Raw genomic sequence first — 18,733 nt, forward strand, 5'->3', positions numbered from 1 at the left:
GTAACAGTTAGTCAGGTATCTGGCAAAAACCCGAACTTCGGGGTTCAAGGTGGTCAGAATCGGCTCTGTTACAAATAGGACTTGGGAAACAAATGGCCTCAACAACCAACCGTACCGACAAGATTCTCGTGGTGGATGACGACGCCCGCATTCGCGATTTGCTGCGGCGCTATCTCACGCAAGAGGGCTTCGAAGTCATGGTTGCGGAAGACGGCAAGGCCCTCAACCGCATTCTGCTGCGCGAAACCGTGGACCTCATCGTGCTCGACCTGATGATGCCCGGCGAAGACGGCCTTTCGATCTGCCGCCGCCTTCGCGCCGCCAACGATCGCACTCCCATCATCATGCTCACCGCCAAGGGCGAGGACGTGGACCGAATCGTGGGCCTGGAAGTGGGCGCCGACGATTACCTGGGCAAGCCTTTCAATCCCCGCGAGCTGCTGGCCCGCATCCACGCGGTGCTGCGCCGCCGTCCGCCGCAAGAGGCGCCGGGTGCGCCATCGGGCGACAACGAAGTCGTCACCTTCGGTCCGTTCACGTTCGATCTGGGCACGCGGGCGCTCCAGCGCAATGGCGAAGAGTTGCCCCTCACCACCGGCGAATTCGCCATGTTGAAGGCCCTGGTCCGCCACCCCCGGCAGCCGCTGTCGCGGGAAAAGCTGGCCCTGCTGGCGCGCGGCCGCGAGTTCGAGCCGTTCGACCGCAGCCTGGACGTGCAGGTGTCCCGGCTGCGCAAGCTGGTCGAGGTCGATGCCGCAGCCCCTCGCTATATCCAGACCGTCTGGGGCGTAGGCTACGTGTTCGTGCCGGACGGAACCAGCTGATCCCCTTGGACCGAAGGCCGCCGTTTCCGCCTGTGGCGCCCCTGGCCTTCGGTCATTTCCGGACGATTCTCACGACATGAGCGCCAATTACGAAGCGTCTTCCGACGCCACCAGCCCCGCCCCCCTCGAGGCACCCGTGTACTTGCGTGCACAGCGTGCGCGAGTGGGGCTCAACCTTTTCTGGCGCACCTTCTTTCTGCTGGCCCTGCTGCTGGTGGGCAGCATCCTGGCGTGGCTGCAAACCTTGCGGGCGCTGGAGTTCGAACCGCGCACGCTGCAGACGGCGCAGCAGATCGCCTCGCTGGTGAACCTGAGCCGCGCCGCACTGGTGCATGCCGATGCGATCGCCCGCGTCTCGCTGATCAAGACCATGGCCGACCAGGAAGGCGTTCGCATCCTGCCGCGCGAGCCCACCGACCGTTTCGACCTGCTCGATGCCTCGGCACTCGGCATGCGGTTGACCGAAGAGCTCACCACGCGCCTGGGGCCGGGCACCATCGTGGCCAGCAACGTCAACGGCGAGAGCGGCCTGTGGGTGGGCTTCACCATCAATGGCGACCCGAACTGGCTGTTGATGGACCGATCCCGCCTGAGCGCCGCCGGCGGCAAGACCTGGATGATCTGGCTCATCACCGCAGCGGCGCTGTCGCTGGCGGGTGCCGCGGCCATCGCACGCCTGATCAACCGGCCGCTCAAGCAGCTGTCGTACGCCGCCAACCGCGTGCGCGACGGCGACTTCGCTGCCAGCCAGCTCGACGAGGAAGCCGTGACCAGCGAGATCCGCGAGGTAAACATCGGCTTCAACCGCATGGCGCAAAAGCTGGCCAAACTGGAGCAGGACCGGGCCGTCATGCTGGCGGGCATTTCGCACGATTTGCGCACCCCGCTCGCCCGCCTGCGGCTGGAGACGGAAATGAGCGTCTCGGACAACGTGGCGCGCGAGCACATGGTGGCCGACATCGTGCAGCTCGACGCCACCATCGACAAGTTCCTGGACTATGCACGGCCCGACAACGTGACCTTGAACCCGGTCAACCTGCACGGCGTGGTTTCGTCGTGCGTGTATGCCGTGCAGGACCACCGCGAGCTGCAGATTTCGATGAACGTGCCCGAAGACCTGAACGTGCTGGCCGACGAGGTCGAACTGGCCCGCGTGATCTCCAACTTGCTGGAGAACGCGCGCCGCTACGGCAAGACGCACGACAGCGGCACGGCCACCGTCGACATCGCGGCCAAGGGGCGCGAGAAATGGGTGCTGATCAAGGTGCGCGACCATGGCCCGGGCGTGCCGCCCGAGCAGTTGGCCAACCTCACCAAGCCATTCTTTCGCGGCAACTCGGCGCGCACGGCGGCGGCTGGCGCGGGCCTGGGCCTGTCGATTGTGGACAAGACGGTGCAGCGCATGGGCGGCATCTTCGCGCTGGCCAATTCAGGGTCCGGCGGACTGGTGGCCCACATTCAATTGCAGCGGGCCAACGACCTGCCCGGTGGCAAGGACCCCAAGCAGCGCCTGCAACGCCCGCAGATCAAGCGGAATCTGCCTCCGCGGCGCCCTAAGCCGGCGAAGGCTTGAACAACAGGGTGGCGGCACGGGCTTCCATCGCGAGGCCCTGCCCCACCGGTCCTATGCGCTCCGCGGTCTTGGCCTTCACGTTGACCTGGTCCTCCTGAAGGCACAGCGCCTGCGCGATGCAGGTTCGCATGGCGGGAATATGGGCCGCCAGCCGGGGCGCCTGGGCGATCACCGTGCTGTCGATGTTGCCGATCTCGTAGCCCCGGGCCCGCACGCGCCGCGCGGCCTCTACCAGCAGCACGACCGAATCCGCGCCCTTGAACGTGGGATCGGTGTCCGGGAAATGGCTGCCGATGTCCCCCAACGCCGCAGCGCCCAGCAAGGCGTCGGTGATCGCATGCAGCAGCACGTCGGCATCGGAATGGCCCAGCAAGCCCATGGTGTGCGGCACCTCCACTCCGCCGATGACGAGGCGTCGCCCCGGCACCAGCGCGTGCACGTCCCAGCCTTCGCCGATTCGGATGTTCATGGTTCGAGTTTCCCGCGGAGCGATGAGATGTGGTCAGTGTTCAAAAAATCGTCTTGCCCGGCACGGCCGAAGCCTCGCCCCGCGCGCCGCCGAAGCGATCCAGCGTGCCGGCATGCATGCGCTGGGCCAGCACGGCCTCCGCCAGGGCGAAGTCGGCCGGGTAGGTCACCTTGAAGTTCTGCGCACCGCCCGGCACCAGGCGCGGGTGCAGGCCCATGGCTTCCATCGCGCTCGCTTCGTCGGTGGCGGCGAGGCCGAGGTGCTCCAGTGCCTGCCGCAGCGGCCCCAGGCGGAACATCTGAGGCGTCTGCGCGAGCCATTTGTCGGTGCGGTCCACGGTGGAAGACACGCGCACGCCGCCCGGGCCGTCGATGGCGGTCTTCAGCGTATCGGCCAGCTTGTGCGCCAGGAGTCCGCCCACGGCGTCGTCCGCGCAGGCATCGATCAGCGCGTCGATCTGCGCGGTGGTGACGAGGCAGCGCGCCGCATCGTGCACCAGCACCCAGTCTTCGGCCAGCGCGCCGCGCTCTTGCAGCACCCGCAAGCCGCCCAACACCGTGGCGGCTCGGGTGGCACCGCCGCAGGGCGCCACGAAGAACGTCGGCTGGGGCTGGGCATCGAAAAATCCGTCGCCTGGCGCCACTGCCACCAGCGTGCCGAGCAGCCGGCCTACGCCCGCGAACGCCGCCAGGGTGTGCAAGACCATGGGAAGGCCAGCCACCGTCTGGTACTGCTTGGGCAGCACGGGCGCGGCGCCCTGCCCGCTGGCCAATGCCCCGAAGGTTGCCGGCACCGCGACGGGCGGCTCGGCCATGGCGCGGGCTCCGACGCCGGCGCAGGGCAACAGCGCCCAGAAGCGCCCCTGCCCGGAGAGCGGTGGCGGAGTGAGGGGCGTGAGCAGATCGGTCATGGGGCGGCCATTGTAGGAGCGGCAAGCGTCCTCATCTGACAGCACAGCCGCCTAGAATTGCCGTTCGCCCACACCGCCCGACCGCCGCGCACACCGCGCCCCGGGGGGCCGGTGGCCCCGGGCACGACGCACCGTCCACCGCATGGAACTCCCCAAACTCATCCCCGGAAAACGTTTCACCCTGCCACGCCCGGTGGGCAGCGCCGACGCGCTGCTGCTGGCCCGCCTGGGCGAGCGAGAAAAGGCCGCACGGCGCACCACCGCCATCGTCACCGCCGACGCGACCGATGCGCAGCGCCTCATCGACGAGATGGCGTTCTTCGCGCCCGATTTGCGCTGCTCGCTGTTTCCTGACTGGGAGACGCTGCCCTACGACACGTTCTCGCCCCACCAGGACCTGATCAGCGAACGCCTGGCCACGCTGTGGCGCATCAGCCAGAAGGACAAGGACACCGGCGCCGACGTGGTGCTGGTGCCGGCGACCACGGCGCTGTACCGCCTGGCACCGCCCTCGTTCCTGGCGGGCTACACCTTTCACTTCAAGGTCAAGCAGAAGCTGGACGAGGCGAAATTCAAGGCGCAGCTCACGCTGGCGGGCTACTCGCACGTATCGCAGGTGGTGAGCCCCGGTGAATACGCCGTGCGCGGCGGCCTGATCGACCTGTTTCCCATGGGCTCGCTCGTGCCCTACCGCGTGGACCTGTTCGACGACGAGATCGACAGCATCCGCACGTTCGATCCGGACAGCCAGCGCAGCCTGTACCCCGTGCCCGAAGTGCGCCTGCTGCCGGGCCGCGAGTTTCCGATGGACGACGAGGCGCGCGCCAAATTCCGCAGCCGCTGGCGCGAGATGCTGGAGGGCGACCCGACCAAGAGCCGCATCTACAAGGACATGGGCAACGGCGTGGCCACGGCCGGCATCGAGTACTACCTGCCGCTGTTCTTCGACGAGACGGCCACCGTGTTCGACTACCTGGGCAGCGAAGCCACGGTGGTGCTGCACGGCGACCTGGAGCCGGCCTTCCAGCGCTTCTGGCAGGACACCAAAGATCGCTACCGCCTGGTGCAAGGCGACCCGGACCGCCCCGCCCTTCCGCCGGAATCGCTCTTCTTGAGCACCGAGCAGTTCTATTCGCGCGCCAACGCCCACCCGCAGCTCGCGCTGCGGCCGGGCGTGGAAGACATCGCGGACAACGCCCAGTTCCAGAAGCTGGGCGACCTGTCGGTCACGCGCGGCGCCGAAGACCCGCTGGCACGGCTGCATGCGCACATCCGCAACACCCAGCACCGCGTGCTGCTGCTGGCCGAGAGCGCCGGCCGGCGCGAGAGCCTGCTGGATTTCCTGCGCGCATCGCAGTTGAACCCGCCGGCGTTCGATTCGTTGGCCGAGTTCCAGGACACCGATGCCGAGAAGGTCGGCATCGCCACGGCAGGCCTGGCGACGGGCTTCAGCTGGATCGAGGACGGCATCGACTTCGTCACCGAGACCGAGCTGTTTGCCGCGGGCGCGACCACGCGCCGGCGCAAGAAGCAGGAGCAGGTGAGCGATGTCGAGGCGCTGATCAAAGACCTGTCGGAGCTCAACGTGGGCGACCCGGTGGTGCACAGCGCGCACGGCATCGGCCGCTACCACGGGCTCATCAACATGGACGTGGGCCAGAAGAACACCGACGGCACGCCCGCGCTGCAGGAATTCCTGCACCTCGAATACGCCGACAAGGCCGTGCTCTACGTGCCGGTGAGCCAGCTGCAGCTCATCAGCCGCTACACCGGCGTGAGCGCCGACGAGGCACCGCTGCACAAGCTGGGCAGCGGCCAGTGGGAAAAGGCCAAGCGCAAGGCCGCCGAACAGGTGCGCGACTCGGCCGCCGAGTTGCTCAACATCTACGCCCGGCGCGCGGCGCGCGAAGGCCACGCCTTCCGCTACAGCCCGCAGGATTACGAGCAGTTCGCCAACGACTTCGGCTTCGAGGAAACGGCCGACCAGAACGCGGCCATCCACGCGGTGATCCAGGACATGATCTCGCCCCGCCCCATGGACCGGCTGGTCTGCGGCGATGTGGGCTTCGGCAAGACCGAGGTGGCCCTGCGCGCCGCGTTCGTCGCCGTCACGGGCGGCAAGCAGGTGGCGTTTCTCGCGCCCACCACGCTGCTGGCCGAGCAGCACTACCAGACGCTGATAGACCGCTTCAGCAAGTGGCCGGTGAAGGTGGCCGAGGTATCGCGCTTTCGTTCGGGCAAGGAGATCACATCCGCCATCAAGGGCATCGGCGATGGCACGGTGGACATCGTGGTGGGCACGCACAAGCTGCTGTCCGAATCCACCAAGTTCCACGACCTGGGCCTGCTCATCATCGATGAAGAGCACCGCTTCGGCGTACGCCACAAGGAGCAGATGAAGGCGCTGCGCGCCGAGGTGGACGTGCTCACGCTCACCGCCACGCCGATCCCGCGCACGCTGGGCATGGCGCTGGAAGGGCTGCGCGACCTGTCGGTGATCGCCACCGCGCCGCAGCGGCGCCTGGCGATCAAGACGTTCGTGCGCAACGAAGGCACCGGCGTCATCCGCGAGGCCGTGCTGCGCGAACTCAAGCGCGGCGGGCAGGTGTACTTTCTGCACAACGAGGTGGAAACTATCGAGAACCGGCGCCAGAAGCTGGAAGAGATATTGCCCGAGGCCCGCATCGCCGTCGCCCACGGCCAGATGCCCGAGCGCGAACTGGAAAAGGTCATGCGCGACTTCGTCGCGCAGCGCTACAACATCCTGCTGTGCTCGACCATCATCGAAACCGGCATCGACGTGCCAACGGCCAACACCATCATCATGAGCCGCGCCGACAAGTTCGGTCTGGCGCAGCTGCACCAGCTGCGCGGCCGCGTGGGCCGCAGCCACCACCAGGCGTATGCCTACCTGATGGTGCCCGACACCGAGGGCCTGACCAAGCACGCCGCCCAGCGGCTTGATGCCATTCAGCAGATGGAAGAACTGGGCAGCGGCTTTTATCTCGCCATGCACGACCTGGAGATCCGCGGCGCGGGCGAGGTGCTGGGCGAGAACCAGAGCGGCAACATGCTCGAGGTCGGCTTTCAGCTCTACAACGAGATGCTGTCCGAGGCCGTGCGCTCGCTCAAGGCGGGCAAGGAACCAGACCTGCTGGCGCCCTTGTCTGTCACCACCGACATCAACCTGCACGCGCCGGCGCTGCTGCCCAACGACTACTGCGGCGACGTGCACCTGCGCCTGTCGTTCTACAAGAAGCTGGCCACCGCCAAGACCACCGACCAGATCGACAGCCTGCTCGAAGAGATCGTGGACCGCTTCGGCAAGCTGCCGCCCCAGGCGCAGACGCTGATCGACGTGCACCGCCTGCGCTGCCTGAGCCAGCCTTACGGCGTGGTGAAGGTGGATGCGGCACCGGGCGTGATCCACATCACGTTCAAGCCCAAGCCGCCGATCGATCCGATGAACATCATTCACCTGATCCAGAAGAACAAGCACATCAAGCTGGCCGGCAATGAAAAGCTGCGCATCGAGCGCGAACTGCCCGAGGCCAAGGACCGCGTGCAGATGGTGCGGGATGTGCTGCGCAGCCTGGGACAGCCAATCGCCACGCCAGCATGAGGCACAGCTCGGCAGCTACCCCCGCTTGCTTCGCGTCGCCTGCGCTTAACCACTAAATGCACTTGCAGTCCCACGCGAGCACGAGGATCGCAACACCAAGGAAGGCGTTGACAGCCGCCTGGGCAGTATTGCTGGTGGTGTGGGTGGTCATTGCGTGGAACGCGCAAAGCGGGTTCTCATCCAGCGGCCCGATGAACATGCGGTTCGCCCCAGCGCTGTTGGTGTTTTTCAGCCTCCCGGTCAGCCTGTTCGCCCCGTGGTCTGCACGTGTGCTCGGGACTTGGCTTCATCGAGCAGCAGCCCTGGCCGTGGTCGCAATCACGTGCTGGTGGCAGTTCTGGTTACCGGCCACGATGGCGGACATCAGCTACTCCCTTCGATACGACATCCCCGATCCGTACATCTGGCCTGGCGAACCGGGTGCTCCAGTGCTGGCTTTGAGCGTTGCACTGTGGCTAATGACACCGCTAGCCGATTGGAAAGGTCGCGGCATTTGGGCCTGCTGGGCGTTGGGCATGCTGTGCACCATCGCTGCAGTGAAGTTGCTGGGCTGGTCGAGCCACGATGCCACTCCTTGGCAAGCGGCTCTGTGTTGTTTGGTCGGGCTCGCCGCTGTGATGACGGCATGCCAGCGCACGGCCCCGGAGCGCCGCATATTCCGTTGGCTGATGCTTTGGGCCGCAGGGATGATGGGGCTGGTGGTGTTCTGGTATGCCACCGAGGCTGTCGCGGGCTGGGTGCCTCTTGCGATGAACCAATGGTTTGTGAACTGGCGGTTCTAGAACTTTCTGATTGCATCGAATAGCGTTGCTAACGCTTATCCGTCTTACGCCATAAGCTATTAAATTCATAGCTAGCGCATCGTAGAAAAAACTGAGCCACGCCACGCCGCTCACTACGCAGTCTCGTGTGGTGCAGGAATTGCTAAGCCTAGGAACATGCGGATTGCCCTGCACGCAGCGGTTGCTGCACTTCGCGGCGCCGCTGATGTTCCACCTGTTTTGGGAGTCGCTTCATGCATTCTTGGCGTCCTGTTTCTAATCTGGTCTGCGCAATACTGGTGCTTGGAACAGCACTCACTGCAGTCACGGCCTCGGCACAAACGGCCTATCCGGACCGCCCCGTCAAAGTGATCGTCGCGCTGCCCGCCGGCGGCAGCGCCGACATGATCGCGCGCATGGTGACCCAGAAGATGGCAACCGAATTGGGCCAGCCGTTCGTGGTGGACAACAAGGCCGGCGCCTCCGGGCAGATCGGCACGCCGATGGTGTCGCGCGCCGCGCCGGACGGCTACACGCTCATGGTGTCGCCCGCGTCGTTCCTGACCACCAACAAGAGCATCTTCAAGACCCTGCCCTACGACCCGCAAGCCGACTTCGTGCCCATCACCAAGCTGGTGAACCAGCCCATGGTGCTGGTGGCCCGGGACGCGCAGAAATACCCCACCGTGGCCGCCGTGCTGCAGGCCGCGCGGGCGGCGCCGGGCCGGTTGACCTACGCGTCGTCGGGCGACGGCAGCCCGCAGCATCTGGCGGCGCTGATGTTCGGCACCCGCACCCAGTCAAGCATGCTGCACGTTCCGTACAAGGGCGGCGCACCCGCCATCAACGACACGCTGGCGGGCAACGTGGACCTGATGTTCGCCGTGCTGCCCGAAGCGCTGCCGCACATCCAGTCGGGCAAGCTGCATGCGCTGGCGCTGATGAGCGCGCAGCGCTCGGCGGTGCTGCCGCAGGTGCCCACGATGGCGGAGAGCGGCGTGCCGCAGATGGAACTCTCGGCCTGGGTCGGCCTGCTGGCCCCGGCCAAGACGCCGCAACCCATCATCGACCGGCTGCGCACCGCCGCCCATGCCGCGCTGACCGGTGACCCGCAGGCCAAGCTGGCGGCCAACGGCATCGAAGTGGCGCCGGGCACCACCCAGCAACTACAGGACAGCATCGCTGCGGAGATGAAGCTGCATGCCGAGCTGGTGAAGGCGGCGGGACTGGCGCCCCAGTGAGACGGGGACCTTGAGGCAGCGGGCATGAGGTAGGGATAATCCCGCCTGCGCCCGGCCGCGCTGCCAGCAGGGCGGCCCCTCTTTCGTCTCTTCTTTTTCTACGCGGGGATTCATGCCCCGATCCATGCCCATGTCCCAGAGTGCCGCCACCGAATTCGCTCCGGGCCTTGTCGTTCAAGGCCTCGCCCTCCCGCAATCCCTGTCGGACTACAAACTGATGGCGTTCGACATGGACTCGACGCTCATCAACATCGAGTGCGTGGACGAGATCGCCGACGCTGCCGGCCGCAAGGCCGAAGTGGCTGCCATCACCGAAGCCGCCATGCAGGGCCTGATCACCGACTACAAGGAAAGCCTGCGCCAGCGCGTGGCCCTGCTGCGGGGCGTGGACATGAGCCATCTGGAGCGCGTCTTCACCGAACGCCTGCGCTTCAACCCCGGTGCGCAGGCGCTCATCACCGCCGCCAAGGCCGCGGGGCTGACGACGCTGCTGGTCTCGGGCGGCTTCACCTTCTTTTCCGACCGAGTGCGTGCAGGCCTGGGCATCGACCTGTCGCGGGCCAACGTGCTGGAGGCGGAAGGCGGCCAGCTCACCGGCCGCATGGTGGACCAGCCGTGGGGCGACATCTGCGACGGCGCAGAAAAGCGCCGCACGCTGCTGGAAGTGGCATCGCTGATGGGCATTTCGCCCTCGCAAGCCATCGCCGTGGGCGACGGTGCCAACGACCTGCCGATGATGGGCGTGGCCGGACTGTCGGTGGCCTATCACGCCAAGCCCACGGTGCGAGCGCAGGCCAATGTGGCGATCAATGAAGGCGGACTGGACCGGTTGCTGGAAGTCCTGCGCTGAAAACGCTGGTTCTGCGAGGGGCAGCAGCGCCAACCCGGCTCGGTGGATTTGCTATTTAATCGATAGCTATCAGGGCACGCCAATAAAGCGCTGGAGTCGATTTATTCTCAGTATTTCAGGCTACTCAAAAGTATAAGACGGTCGCGCGTTATATCGTTATGACAATAAATTCGTGACCGCACCTTTTTGGGGATTTAGACTTGGGGCACCCGGCAAAGCCAAGGAAACATCGGTTTGCCGCCTTCTCATTCCTCCAGAAAGTCTTGCCCACATGTCTCTCAAGAAAACCCTGTCCGCCGTGGCGCTCGCCACCCTCGCTCTGGGCGCCCATGCCGCCGATGCCGTGCTGAAGGTCGCCGCCACTGCGGTGCCGCACGCCGAGATCCTGAACTTCGTCAAGCCGCAGCTCAAGGCACAGGGCGTGGACCTGCAGGTGCGGGAATTCAGCGACTACATCCAACCCAATGCCGCCGTCGAAGACAAGCAGCTCGACGCCAACTTCTTTCAGCACCAGCCCTATCTGGACAGCTACAACAAGGACCGCAAGAGCAGCATCGTCGCGGTGCCGAACGGCAAGGTGCATGTGGAGCCTTTCGGCGCGTACTCCAAGAAGATCAAGGCCGTGAGCGAGTTGAAGGACGGCGCCGTGATCGCCATCCCCAACGACCCGTCCAACGCCGGCCGTGCGCTGCTCCTGCTGCAAAAGCAGGGACTGATCGAGTTGAAGGACCCGAAGAACATCACCGCCACACCCATCGACATCGCCAAGAACCCGAAGAAGCTGAAGTTCCGCGAACTCGAAGCCGCCCTGCTGCCGCGCGCGCTGCAGGACGTGGACCTGGCCCTCATCAACACCAACTACGCCATCGAGGCCAAGCTCAATCCGACCAAGGACGCGCTTTTCATCGAAGGCGCCGACTCGCCGTACACCAACCTCGTCGCTGCACGCGCCGATCGCGCCAACGACCCCAGCATTCAAAAGCTGGTGAAGGCGCTGCACACCCCTGAAGTGAAGAAATTCATTCAGGACAAGTACCAGGGCGCCGTCGTTCCCGCGTTCTGACCATCACAGCCTGACTTGGCTCCCGCGGCCCGCACGCTCTTGAATCAAGGGCGTTGCGGGCCGAGTCGTTTGGGGCAGGCCACCGCTTCTTCCGACGCCAGGACCGGACGGCGCAGCGAGTCCACCGGCCTCCAGCGTGCCTCAGAACACCATGCCGCCGGCCACGTCGATGGTGGTTCCGGTGATCCATCCGCCCCGCTCCGACACCACGAACGCCACGGCGTGGGCGATGTCCGCCGGCATGCCCGCGCGGCCGAGCGGTGTCTTGCCCACCAGCACGTCGACCATTTCCCGGGCGGCATCGGCACTGCCTTCCGTCTTCACAAAGCCCGGGGCAATGCCCACCACACGGATCTGGCGTGGGCCCAATTCCATCGCCAGCGACCGCGTGAGCGTATCGACGGCGCCCTTGGTGGCCGAATACGCATGCACCACGGGGTACGGGCTCTTAGCCAGTCCCGAACTGATGTTGACCACGACGCCACCCGCCGGCAGCACCCGCGCCGCAGCTTGAGTGGTCAGGAGCAGGCCCCGCACATTGAGCGCAAAGTGTGCATCGATGCTGTCCGCCGTGACCGAATCCAGCGAGTCCACACGGTAGATGCCGGCGTTGTTGACCAGGATGTCCAGCCGCCCGAAGTGCGTCAGCGCGGCATCGATCAACGGCTGGATCTGCGACGGCTGCGACAGGTCTGCCTGGGCCGCTATGGCGCGCCCTCCTGCGGCGGTGATGCGGCGAACGACGGTGTCCGCATCAGCCGCGCTGGTGGCGTAGTTCACGATGATGGATGCGCCATCGGCAGCCAGCCGCTCGGCGATGCCGGCGCCGATGCCTTTGGATGAACCGGTGACGATGGCGACCTTGCCTGCGAGTGAGCTCATGGAATTTCCTGGGGGGTTGAGTTTGAAAAAACACCGGCACTGGGCCGGAGAAGCACCGACGATAGGCACAACGTCGCTTCAGATAAATGGGGGCTCCCGGCATGCGGCTTGAAGCAGCGCTTCATAATCCGCGCCATGTCTCCTGACCTGCTCGCCCCCATCGCCGCGTTCGCGCGCGTGGCGCACCACGCCAGCTTCACCCGCGCCGCCGCCGAGCTGGGCGTGTCGCCATCGGCCCTGTCGCAGACCATCCGCAAGCTCGAAGCCGGCCTGGGTGTGCGGCTGCTCGACCGCTCGACGCGCCGCGTCGGCGTGACCGAATTGGGCCAGCGGTTCCTGGCGCAGGCACAACCGAGCCTGGCTTCATTGGCGCTGGCGATCGAAGGCATGAACGAGTCGCGCGACACGCCTTCCGGCCTGCTGCGGCTCAACCTGTCGCGCACCGCCGCCGACATCGTGGTGATGCCGCACCTGACGGCGTTTCTCGATGCGTTCCCGGACGTCACGCTCGACCTGCACTGCGACAACGCGCTGCTCGACATCGTGGCCGGCGGTTTCGATGCCGGCATTCGCCTGGGCGAATTCCTGGCGCAGGACGTGGTGGCCGTGCCCATGGGTGGACGGCAACGCATCGCGACCGTGGCGGCACCCCGGTACCTGGAGGGACGCGCCCTGCCCAAAACACCGCAGGATCTGGCCGGCCACCGCTGCCTCAACGTGCGGCTGGGCGGGGGAATCTACCGCTGGGAATACACGCACGGGGGGCGCGAGGTCGAGGTGGAAGTGCAAGGGCCGCTGATCTCCAACGACGGCGACACCCTGATCGCCGCCGTGCGCGCCGGCGCCGGCATCGCCTGCGTGTTCGAAGTGCAGGTGGCCGACGACATCGCCGCAGGCCGGATGGTGCCGGTGCTGGAGCCGTGGTGGCCGACGTTTCCGGGCTTCTACCTCTACCACCCCAGCCGCGCCCACGTGCCACGCAAGCTGCGCGTGTTCATCGACTTCATGCAGGCCCGCGCGGGGCGCTGACGGCCGGCATCATTCGACCTGAAGGCTGCGCGCCACCCACCAGGCCAGCGCGAACATGGTCGCACCGGTCAGCGTGTCGAGCACCCGCCACGCGAGCGGGTTGGCGAACACGTTCTGCAGCCGCCGTCCGGCAAAGGCCAGCAGCAGAAACCACAGCAGGCTGGCGCTGGCCGCACCCACCACGAAGACCCACTTCAGGCCGCCATCCTGGCGCGCGCCGATCGAGCCGATCAGCACCACCGTGTCCAGGTACACATGCGGATTCAGCAGCGTGATGACCGCCAGCGCGCCGAGCACGCCCAGCACGCCGCGCTCGGCCCGCCCCGTCGCCGCCAGCCCGGCTTGCAGTGCGAAGAACGCGCGGTGCCAGGCAAAGCAGCCGTACGCGAAAAGGAACACTGCGCCGCCCAGCGTCAAGTAGTGGGCCAGCGTGGGCGAGCGCCCCAGCAACTGCGCCATGCCCGCCACGCCCACGGCCACCAGCAGCGCATCGCAGACGACACACCACGCCACGCAGGCGCGCACATGGCGGCCCTGCACGGCCTGGCGCAGCACGTACAGGTTCTGGGCACCGATCGAGACGATCAGCGTGAGGCACACCGTGAAGCCGGCCAGCCAGGAGGCAGAGACGGAAGCGGCGGAAAAGGAAGAGGTCGAAGCGGTCCACATGGGGTGAATTGTCTGAACCGCGCCGGTTTAAGTAAACTTAAAGTCTCTAACCAATGTGAAGCAAAACTGATGCTGGACTACGCCGGATTGGAAGCCTTGGCCGCCGTGGTGCGCGAGGGCAGCTTCGAGCGCGCCGCGCGCAAGCTGCACGTCACGCCGTCGGCCATTTCGCAGCGCGTGAAACAGCTGGAAGAGCGCGTGGGCCAGGTGCTGGTGCTGCGCGGAACGCCTTGCACGGGCACCGAGGCCGGCCGCCGGCTGTGCCTGCACGTGGAACAGGTCGCCTTGCTGGAAAACGAGTTGCGCCGGGCCAACCCCGCGCTGATGCCAGACACGCAGGCGCCCGCACCGACGTTGAAACTGGCAGTGAACGCCGACTCGCTGTCCACCTGGTTCATGGACGCGATGACAGCCTTCACCGCCGGGGGCAACGAACTGCTGGACATCCGCATCGACGACCAGGAACACACGGCCCAGCGGCTGCGCGAAGGCGAAGTGATCGCGGCCGTGACCGCCAGCGCGGGCACCATCGCGGGTTGCAACACCTGGCCGCTGGGGGCCATGCACTACGTGGCGGTCAGCAGCCCGGCCTTCGTCGCCCGCCACTTCGCCGAAGGCGTCACGCCCGAGACCGCCGCGCTGGCGCCGATGATGGTTTACGGCCGCAACGACCGGCTGCAGGACCAGTGGCTGCAGCACCAGGGCCTGGCGTCGCGCCGGCACCCGCCCCGGCACTTCATGCCGTCCAACCAGGGGTTCCTGCGCAGTTGCGAAGTCGGCATGGGCTGGGGCATGCACCCCACGGTGCTGATCGAACGACAACTGGCCGACGGCACTCTGGTGGAGTTGCTCCCCGGCGCCACACTGGACGTGCCGCTGTACTGGGCACTTCCCCGCTCGGCCCAGGCCGGCCTGGAGCGGCTCACCCATTGCGTGATGGCGGCGGCCACGGCATGGCTGGGCGAGGGCGCGAAGGCCGGGCAGCGCGCGGCCATTTCAAAAAGACCTGGCAAAAAGCATTGAAGACTCGGATCAAGGCCGCAGTGGCCGCCATGCCTGCTCTCGGGCCATTGCCCTGCATCAACGCCCGGTTGGCGAAGGCAAGGCATGCTGGCAATGCTCCAACCATCCTCGCCGACCATCCTCGCCGACCTTTCCCCGCCGAATCACTGCTGAATCACTGCACAGTGCGCCGCACCGATGACTGAACCTTTACCGCCCCGTCCCGTTCCGCAGAGCACGGTGGACCTGTCCCGCCTGACCGATCTCGTGCACGGCTTTTATGCCGACGTGCGCCGCGATGCCCTGCTGGGCCCGGTGTTCGATGCGGCGCTGCATGGGCGCTGGGAGGCCCATCTGGAGCGCATGGTGGACTTCTGGAGCACGGTGGCGCTGGGCAGCCAGCGCTATCGCGCCAACGTGCTGCAGCGGCACGGGTCGCTGGAAGGGGTGACGCCCGCGCATTTCGCGGCCTGGGTGGGGCTCTGGCAACGGCACACCGAGCAGCGTTTCACGCCCGAGGTCGCGCAACCCCTGCAGCAGGCTGCGCACGGTGTGGCACGGGCCTTGTTCAAACGCTGTTTCGGACATGCACCGCCCTTTGACGCGGAGCGCGAAGACAGCGACTGAGCGGGTTCCTGGAAAAAGACCGGCCAGCCCGTTCAGTCCTGCCGTGTTGACCGGCCCTGGGCGCGCAGCGGTTCCAGCAGCGCAGACAGCCCGTTGTGGTCGATCTCGTGCATGAGGGCCAGCAGCCGGCCCAGATCGCCGCGCGGAAAGCCTTCGCGGGCGAACCAGTTCAGGTAATTGCCGGGCAGGTCCGCAATTGCATGGCCCTTGTATTTGCCGTAGGGCATCTGGACGGTCAGCAGGCGCTGCAGTTGCTCGGTGTCCATCGCGGAGTTCACGCTCAGCCCCCGGCCCGCTTGACGGTGTGGCCCCGCTGGCGAAGCGCTTCCATCACGCGCTCCACATGGTCGCCTTGCACTTCGATGATGCCGTCCTTCACGGTGCCGCCGCTGCCGCAGGCGGCCTTGAGCTGCTTGCCCAGTTGCGCCAGCGCGGCTTCGTCGAGCGCCACGCCTTTCACCAGCGTCACGGCCTTGCCGCCCCGCCCTTTCGTCTCACGCGATACACGCACGATGCCGTCGCCGGCAGGCGCCGGGCGGGCCGCCTTGCATTCGCACTGCGCGACCGGCTTGCGGCAACCCGGACACATGCGCCCGGCATCGGTCGAGTAGACGAGCCCGCCCAGATCGCTCAAGCGCATGGCGATACCCCCGGAGCGGCGGCGGAACCGAAAACAAAAGCGGGGTTGAAGGCAAAGGCGGAGGCAATCGACATCATGGCGTTCGGCGACGAAGGGCAGCAGACCCGGCCCAGCGAGGCCAGGTCAACCAACGGCTGCAAAACCGCGAATTATCCGCGCCCCGGCCTGGGGCGGCACAATCGCGGGTTGCTCTCTTTCGCGCCACCGTGCGCGCCTGCCATGCCTTTTGCCTCTCTCGGCCTCTCGCCCGCCCTTGCCCACGCTGCCGACGCGATGGGTTTCACCACGCCCACGGCGGTCCAGGCCGAGGCCATTCCCGCCGTGCTGCGCGGCGCCGACGTGCGGGCCTGCGCTCAGACCGGCTCGGGCAAGACCGCGGCCTTCGCCCTCCCCCTGCTGCAGCAGTGCCTGCCGCATACGCTGGCCCAGCCCGGCCGGGGCGCACGCCGCGCTCGCGCCCTGGTGCTGGTGCCCACGCGTGAATTGGCCGAGCAGGTCGGCGAGGTGCTGCGCGACCTGGCGCGGCACCTGCTGCCCCAGCGCCTGGCGGTGGCCGTGGTGTTCGGCGGCGTGTCGATCAATCCGCAGATGATGGGCCTTCGCAGCGGGGCCGACATCGTGGTCGCCACGCCGGGCCGCCTGCTGGACCTGGTGGACCACAACGCGCTGTCGCTGTCCGCCGTCGAGACCCTGGTGCTCGACGAGGCCGACCGCCTGCTCGACCTGGGGTTTGCCGACGAACTGAACCGCGTGCTGGCCCTGCTGCCCGCGCAGCGGCAAAACCTGCTTTTTTCGGCCACCTTCGCGCCGGCCGTGGCGGCGCTGGCCGACGGGTTGTTGCGCGAGCCGGTGCGCATCGACGTGGCCCACACGCCCGAAACCACCCCCGACATCGCGCAGCGCGCCATCGCCGTGGACCCGGGACGGCGCACGCAGTTGCTGCGCCACCTGGTGCAGACGCACGAATGGTCGCGCGTGCTGGTCTTCGTGGCCACGCAGTACGCGGCGGAACACGTGGCCGAAAAGCTCTACCAGGCCGGCATTTTCGCCTCGCCCTTCCACGGCGGGCTGAGCCAGGGTGCGCGCAAGCAAGTGCTGCAGGAGTTCAAGGACGACCGCTGGCAGGTGGTGGTGACGACCGATCTGGCCTCGCGCGGGATCGACATCGCGCAGTTGCCCGTGGTGGTCAATTTCGACCTGCCGCGCTCCGCCACCGACTACGTGCACCGCATCGGCCGCACCGGCCGCGCGGGCGAAGCCGGCACGGTCGTGAGCTTTGTGAGCGGCAGCACCGAAGCGCACTGGCGGCTGATCGAAAAGCGCCAGCGCCTGAACCTGCCCCTGGCGCAGATTCCCGGGTTCGAGCCCACCGAAGCCGCGCCCGCGGTCCCTCCGGGCAATGGCGGTATCAAGGGCAAGCGCCCCAGCAAGAAAGACAAGCTGCGCGCTGCCGAAGCGGCCCGGCAAGGCGGCGACGGCGGCGCCAACGATTGATCCGGCCTCGGTCGCTCCTGGCCCCGTTCAGCCGCGGGTTCGGGGGTACAGCGGATAGCCCGGGTCGGTATAGCCCGGCGTGGACGGGTGGCCCGGCGCCACCAGTTCGTCGATCAGGGATTCGTCCTCTGCGGTCACGGTCACGCCGAGCGCCGGCGCGTAGTCCTGCCACTGCGCCAGCGTGCGAGGGCCCGCGATCACCGAGCTCACCGCGCGGTGGGCCAGCACCCAGGCGGTGGCGAACTGCGCCAGCGTCACGCCACGTGCCTCGGCATGGCCTTTCAGCCGCTGCGCGATCTGCAGCGACTCTTCACGGAACTCGGTCTCGGCCATGCGCTTGTCGCCGCGCGCGGCGCGGGTGCCCTCGGCGGGCGGCTGGCCCGGCAGGTACTTGCCGGTGAGCACGCCGCGCGCTACCGGGCTATAGGGCACCACGCCCACGCCGTGGTATTCGCAGGCCGGCAAGATTTCGACCTCGGGCATGCGATTGAGCAGGTTGTAGTAAGGCTGGCACACCACCGGCCCCGGCATGCCGATGCGCGCCGCCAGGTTCACCAGTTCGGTGATGCGCCAGGCGCGGAAGTTGGACACGCCCCAGTAGCGGATCTTGCCGGCGCGCAGCAGCGCGTCGATGGCGAAGAGCGGCTCCTGCAGGTCCATGCCGTTCTCGTCGCGGTGCAGGTACAGGATGTCCACATGGTCGGTCTGCAGCCGGGCCAGGCTGGCATCGACTTCGCGCAGCATCCAGGTGCGCGAGTACTGCGCTTCGTTCACCCGGTCGGACATCTTGTTGCCCAGCTTGGTCGCCAGCACCCAGTCGTGACGCTGGCCCTTGAGCAGCTCGCCCAGCATGGTTTCCGAAGCGCCGCGCGTGTACACGTCGGCCGTGTCGACGAAGTTCACGCCACGCTCGCGCGCATCGGCCACGATGGCCGCCGCCTCGTCGCGCCCGGTCTGGTCGCCGAACATCATGGTGCCCAGGCACAGGGCGGAAACTTTCAGGTTGCTGCGGCCAAGGCGGCGGTATTGCATGGCAAAAACCTTTCGGTGAAAAAAGAAGGACAGGGGAAAGAGCGG

The 18,733-nt window shown here is 66.9% G+C and carries 18 protein-coding genes; 11 read left to right on the forward strand and 7 right to left on the reverse strand.

Features of this window, described 5'->3' with window-relative positions:
- Positions 1-92 precede the first annotated feature (92 nt).
- A complete protein-coding gene (gene ompR, locus BLT03_RS19330; protein WP_092745405.1) occupies positions 93-824 on the forward strand; it encodes an osmolarity response regulator transcription factor OmpR in 732 nt (243 codons plus the stop codon).
- Positions 825-900: 76 nt separating this feature from the next.
- Positions 901-2,397: a sensor histidine kinase gene (locus tag BLT03_RS19335; RefSeq protein ID WP_092745406.1), complete on the forward strand. Its 1,497-nt coding sequence runs from the start codon at positions 901-903 to the stop codon at positions 2,395-2,397.
- Here BLT03_RS19335 and ispF read toward each other — a convergent pair.
- Positions 2,378-2,866, reverse strand: coding sequence for a 2-C-methyl-D-erythritol 2,4-cyclodiphosphate synthase (gene ispF / locus BLT03_RS19340; protein WP_092745407.1), 489 nt, complete (start codon positions 2,864-2,866; stop codon positions 2,378-2,380). The two genes, BLT03_RS19335 and ispF, sit on opposite strands and share 20 nt — an antisense overlap.
- Positions 2,867-2,906: 40 nt before the next feature.
- Positions 2,907-3,776, reverse strand: a complete 870-nt coding sequence (locus BLT03_RS19345; protein WP_092745408.1) for an IspD/TarI family cytidylyltransferase — start codon at positions 3,774-3,776, stop codon at positions 2,907-2,909.
- A gap of 142 nt (positions 3,777-3,918) precedes the next feature.
- Between BLT03_RS19345 and mfd the strand changes: the two genes are divergently transcribed.
- The 5 genes from mfd to BLT03_RS19370 all read left to right on the forward strand — a co-directional run bounded on the left by mfd (position 3,919) and on the right by BLT03_RS19370 (position 11,313).
- Entirely contained in the window at positions 3,919-7,398 is a 3,480-nt protein-coding gene (mfd, locus tag BLT03_RS19350; protein WP_092745409.1) for a transcription-repair coupling factor, read from the forward strand.
- A 107-nt stretch (positions 7,399-7,505) separates the two neighbouring features.
- On the forward strand, positions 7,506-8,180 hold the full coding sequence (locus BLT03_RS19355) for a hypothetical protein (protein ID WP_139160449.1): 675 nt from the start codon (positions 7,506-7,508) through the stop codon (positions 8,178-8,180).
- Positions 8,181-8,458: 278 nt separating this feature from the next.
- Positions 8,459-9,400 (forward strand): Bug family tripartite tricarboxylate transporter substrate binding protein, encoded by a 942-nt coding sequence (locus BLT03_RS19360; protein ID WP_245711466.1) that lies wholly within the window; start codon positions 8,459-8,461, stop codon positions 9,398-9,400.
- Positions 9,401-9,530: 130 nt separating this feature from the next.
- Entirely contained in the window at positions 9,531-10,250 is a 720-nt protein-coding gene (gene serB, locus BLT03_RS19365; RefSeq protein WP_092745412.1) for a phosphoserine phosphatase SerB, read from the forward strand.
- Between the two features lie 271 nt (positions 10,251-10,521).
- Entirely contained in the window at positions 10,522-11,313 is a 792-nt protein-coding gene (locus tag BLT03_RS19370; protein WP_092745413.1) for a MetQ/NlpA family ABC transporter substrate-binding protein, read from the forward strand.
- Between the two features lie 141 nt (positions 11,314-11,454).
- Here BLT03_RS19370 and BLT03_RS19375 read toward each other — a convergent pair whose 3' ends face one another.
- Complete coding sequence (locus BLT03_RS19375) at positions 11,455-12,195, reverse strand: SDR family NAD(P)-dependent oxidoreductase (protein ID WP_092745414.1); 741 nt, start codon at positions 12,193-12,195, stop codon at positions 11,455-11,457.
- A gap of 135 nt (positions 12,196-12,330) precedes the next feature.
- On the opposite strand from BLT03_RS19375, the gene BLT03_RS19380 reads away from it, so the two are divergent.
- Positions 12,331-13,224 carry a LysR family transcriptional regulator gene (locus tag BLT03_RS19380; RefSeq protein ID WP_092745470.1) on the forward strand — a complete coding sequence of 298 codons (894 nt, stop codon included), beginning with the start codon at positions 12,331-12,333 and terminating at the stop codon, positions 13,222-13,224.
- 9 nt (positions 13,225-13,233) lie between these two features.
- Here the strand turns inward: BLT03_RS19380 and BLT03_RS19385 are convergent, their stop codons facing one another.
- Positions 13,234-13,893 carry a LysE/ArgO family amino acid transporter gene (locus BLT03_RS19385; protein WP_092745415.1) on the reverse strand — a complete coding sequence of 220 codons (660 nt, stop codon included), beginning with the start codon at positions 13,891-13,893 and terminating at the stop codon, positions 13,234-13,236.
- Between the two features lie 69 nt (positions 13,894-13,962).
- Between BLT03_RS19385 and BLT03_RS19390 the strand changes: the two genes are divergently transcribed.
- Both BLT03_RS19390 and BLT03_RS19395 read left to right on the forward strand, forming a co-directional pair.
- Positions 13,963-14,916 carry an HTH-type transcriptional regulator ArgP gene (locus tag BLT03_RS19390; protein WP_092745416.1) on the forward strand — a complete coding sequence of 318 codons (954 nt, stop codon included), beginning with the start codon at positions 13,963-13,965 and terminating at the stop codon, positions 14,914-14,916.
- Positions 14,917-15,093: 177 nt separating this feature from the next.
- On the forward strand, positions 15,094-15,522 hold the full coding sequence (locus tag BLT03_RS19395) for a group III truncated hemoglobin (protein WP_092745417.1): 429 nt from the start codon (positions 15,094-15,096) through the stop codon (positions 15,520-15,522).
- 32 nt (positions 15,523-15,554) lie between these two features.
- Here the strand turns inward: BLT03_RS19395 and BLT03_RS19400 are convergent, their stop codons facing one another.
- Together BLT03_RS19400 and BLT03_RS19405 are read right to left on the reverse strand one after the other, a co-directional pair.
- Positions 15,555-15,788 carry a DUF3820 family protein gene (locus tag BLT03_RS19400; protein ID WP_092745418.1) on the reverse strand — a complete coding sequence of 78 codons (234 nt, stop codon included), beginning with the start codon at positions 15,786-15,788 and terminating at the stop codon, positions 15,555-15,557.
- A 14-nt stretch (positions 15,789-15,802) separates the two neighbouring features.
- Positions 15,803-16,162: a translation initiation factor Sui1 gene (locus BLT03_RS19405; protein WP_092745419.1), complete on the reverse strand. Its 360-nt coding sequence runs from the start codon at positions 16,160-16,162 to the stop codon at positions 15,803-15,805.
- A 219-nt stretch (positions 16,163-16,381) separates the two neighbouring features.
- Here BLT03_RS19405 and BLT03_RS19410 point away from each other — a divergent pair, with 219 nt between their 5' ends.
- Positions 16,382-17,656 (forward strand): DEAD/DEAH box helicase, encoded by a 1,275-nt coding sequence (locus BLT03_RS19410; RefSeq protein ID WP_092745420.1) that lies wholly within the window; start codon positions 16,382-16,384, stop codon positions 17,654-17,656.
- Positions 17,657-17,683: 27 nt separating this feature from the next.
- Here BLT03_RS19410 and BLT03_RS19415 read toward each other — a convergent pair whose 3' ends face one another.
- A complete protein-coding gene (locus tag BLT03_RS19415) occupies positions 17,684-18,688 on the reverse strand; it encodes an aldo/keto reductase (RefSeq protein WP_092745421.1) in 1,005 nt (334 codons plus the stop codon).
- Between the last annotated feature and the right edge of the window lie 45 nt (positions 18,689-18,733).

It is taken from the genome of Paracidovorax valerianellae (assembly GCF_900102625.1).
Classification (GTDB): Bacteria; Pseudomonadota; Gammaproteobacteria; order Burkholderiales; family Burkholderiaceae_C; genus Paracidovorax; species Paracidovorax valerianellae.

Bases quoted from the DNA above. Each gene is read 5' to 3' on its own strand.
- ispF (WP_092745407.1), bottom strand. From the start codon at position 2,866: ATGAACATCCGAATCGGCGAAGGCTGGGACGTGCACGCGCTGGTGCCG.
- BLT03_RS19385 (WP_092745415.1), bottom strand. From the start codon at position 13,893: ATGTGGACCGCTTCGACCTCTTCCTTTTCCGCCGCTTCCGTCTCTGCC.
- BLT03_RS19345 (WP_092745408.1), bottom strand. From the start codon at position 3,776: ATGACCGATCTGCTCACGCCCCTCACTCCGCCACCGCTCTCCGGGCAG.
- BLT03_RS19400 (WP_092745418.1), bottom strand. From the start codon at position 15,788: ATGGACACCGAGCAACTGCAGCGCCTGCTGACCGTCCAGATGCCCTAC.
- BLT03_RS19415 (WP_092745421.1), bottom strand. From the start codon at position 18,688: ATGCAATACCGCCGCCTTGGCCGCAGCAACCTGAAAGTTTCCGCCCTG.
- BLT03_RS19410 (WP_092745420.1), top strand. From the start codon at position 16,382: ATGCCTTTTGCCTCTCTCGGCCTCTCGCCCGCCCTTGCCCACGCTGCC.
- BLT03_RS19405 (WP_092745419.1), bottom strand. From the start codon at position 16,162: ATGCGCTTGAGCGATCTGGGCGGGCTCGTCTACTCGACCGATGCCGGG.
- BLT03_RS19370 (WP_092745413.1), top strand. From the start codon at position 10,522: ATGTCTCTCAAGAAAACCCTGTCCGCCGTGGCGCTCGCCACCCTCGCT.
- BLT03_RS19335 (WP_092745406.1), top strand. From the start codon at position 901: ATGAGCGCCAATTACGAAGCGTCTTCCGACGCCACCAGCCCCGCCCCC.
- ompR (WP_092745405.1), top strand. From the start codon at position 93: ATGGCCTCAACAACCAACCGTACCGACAAGATTCTCGTGGTGGATGAC.
- mfd (WP_092745409.1), top strand. From the start codon at position 3,919: ATGGAACTCCCCAAACTCATCCCCGGAAAACGTTTCACCCTGCCACGC.
- BLT03_RS19375 (WP_092745414.1), bottom strand. From the start codon at position 12,195: ATGAGCTCACTCGCAGGCAAGGTCGCCATCGTCACCGGTTCATCCAAA.
- BLT03_RS19380 (WP_092745470.1), top strand. From the start codon at position 12,331: ATGTCTCCTGACCTGCTCGCCCCCATCGCCGCGTTCGCGCGCGTGGCG.
- serB (WP_092745412.1), top strand. From the start codon at position 9,531: ATGTCCCAGAGTGCCGCCACCGAATTCGCTCCGGGCCTTGTCGTTCAA.
- BLT03_RS19390 (WP_092745416.1), top strand. From the start codon at position 13,963: ATGCTGGACTACGCCGGATTGGAAGCCTTGGCCGCCGTGGTGCGCGAG.
- BLT03_RS19395 (WP_092745417.1), top strand. From the start codon at position 15,094: ATGACTGAACCTTTACCGCCCCGTCCCGTTCCGCAGAGCACGGTGGAC.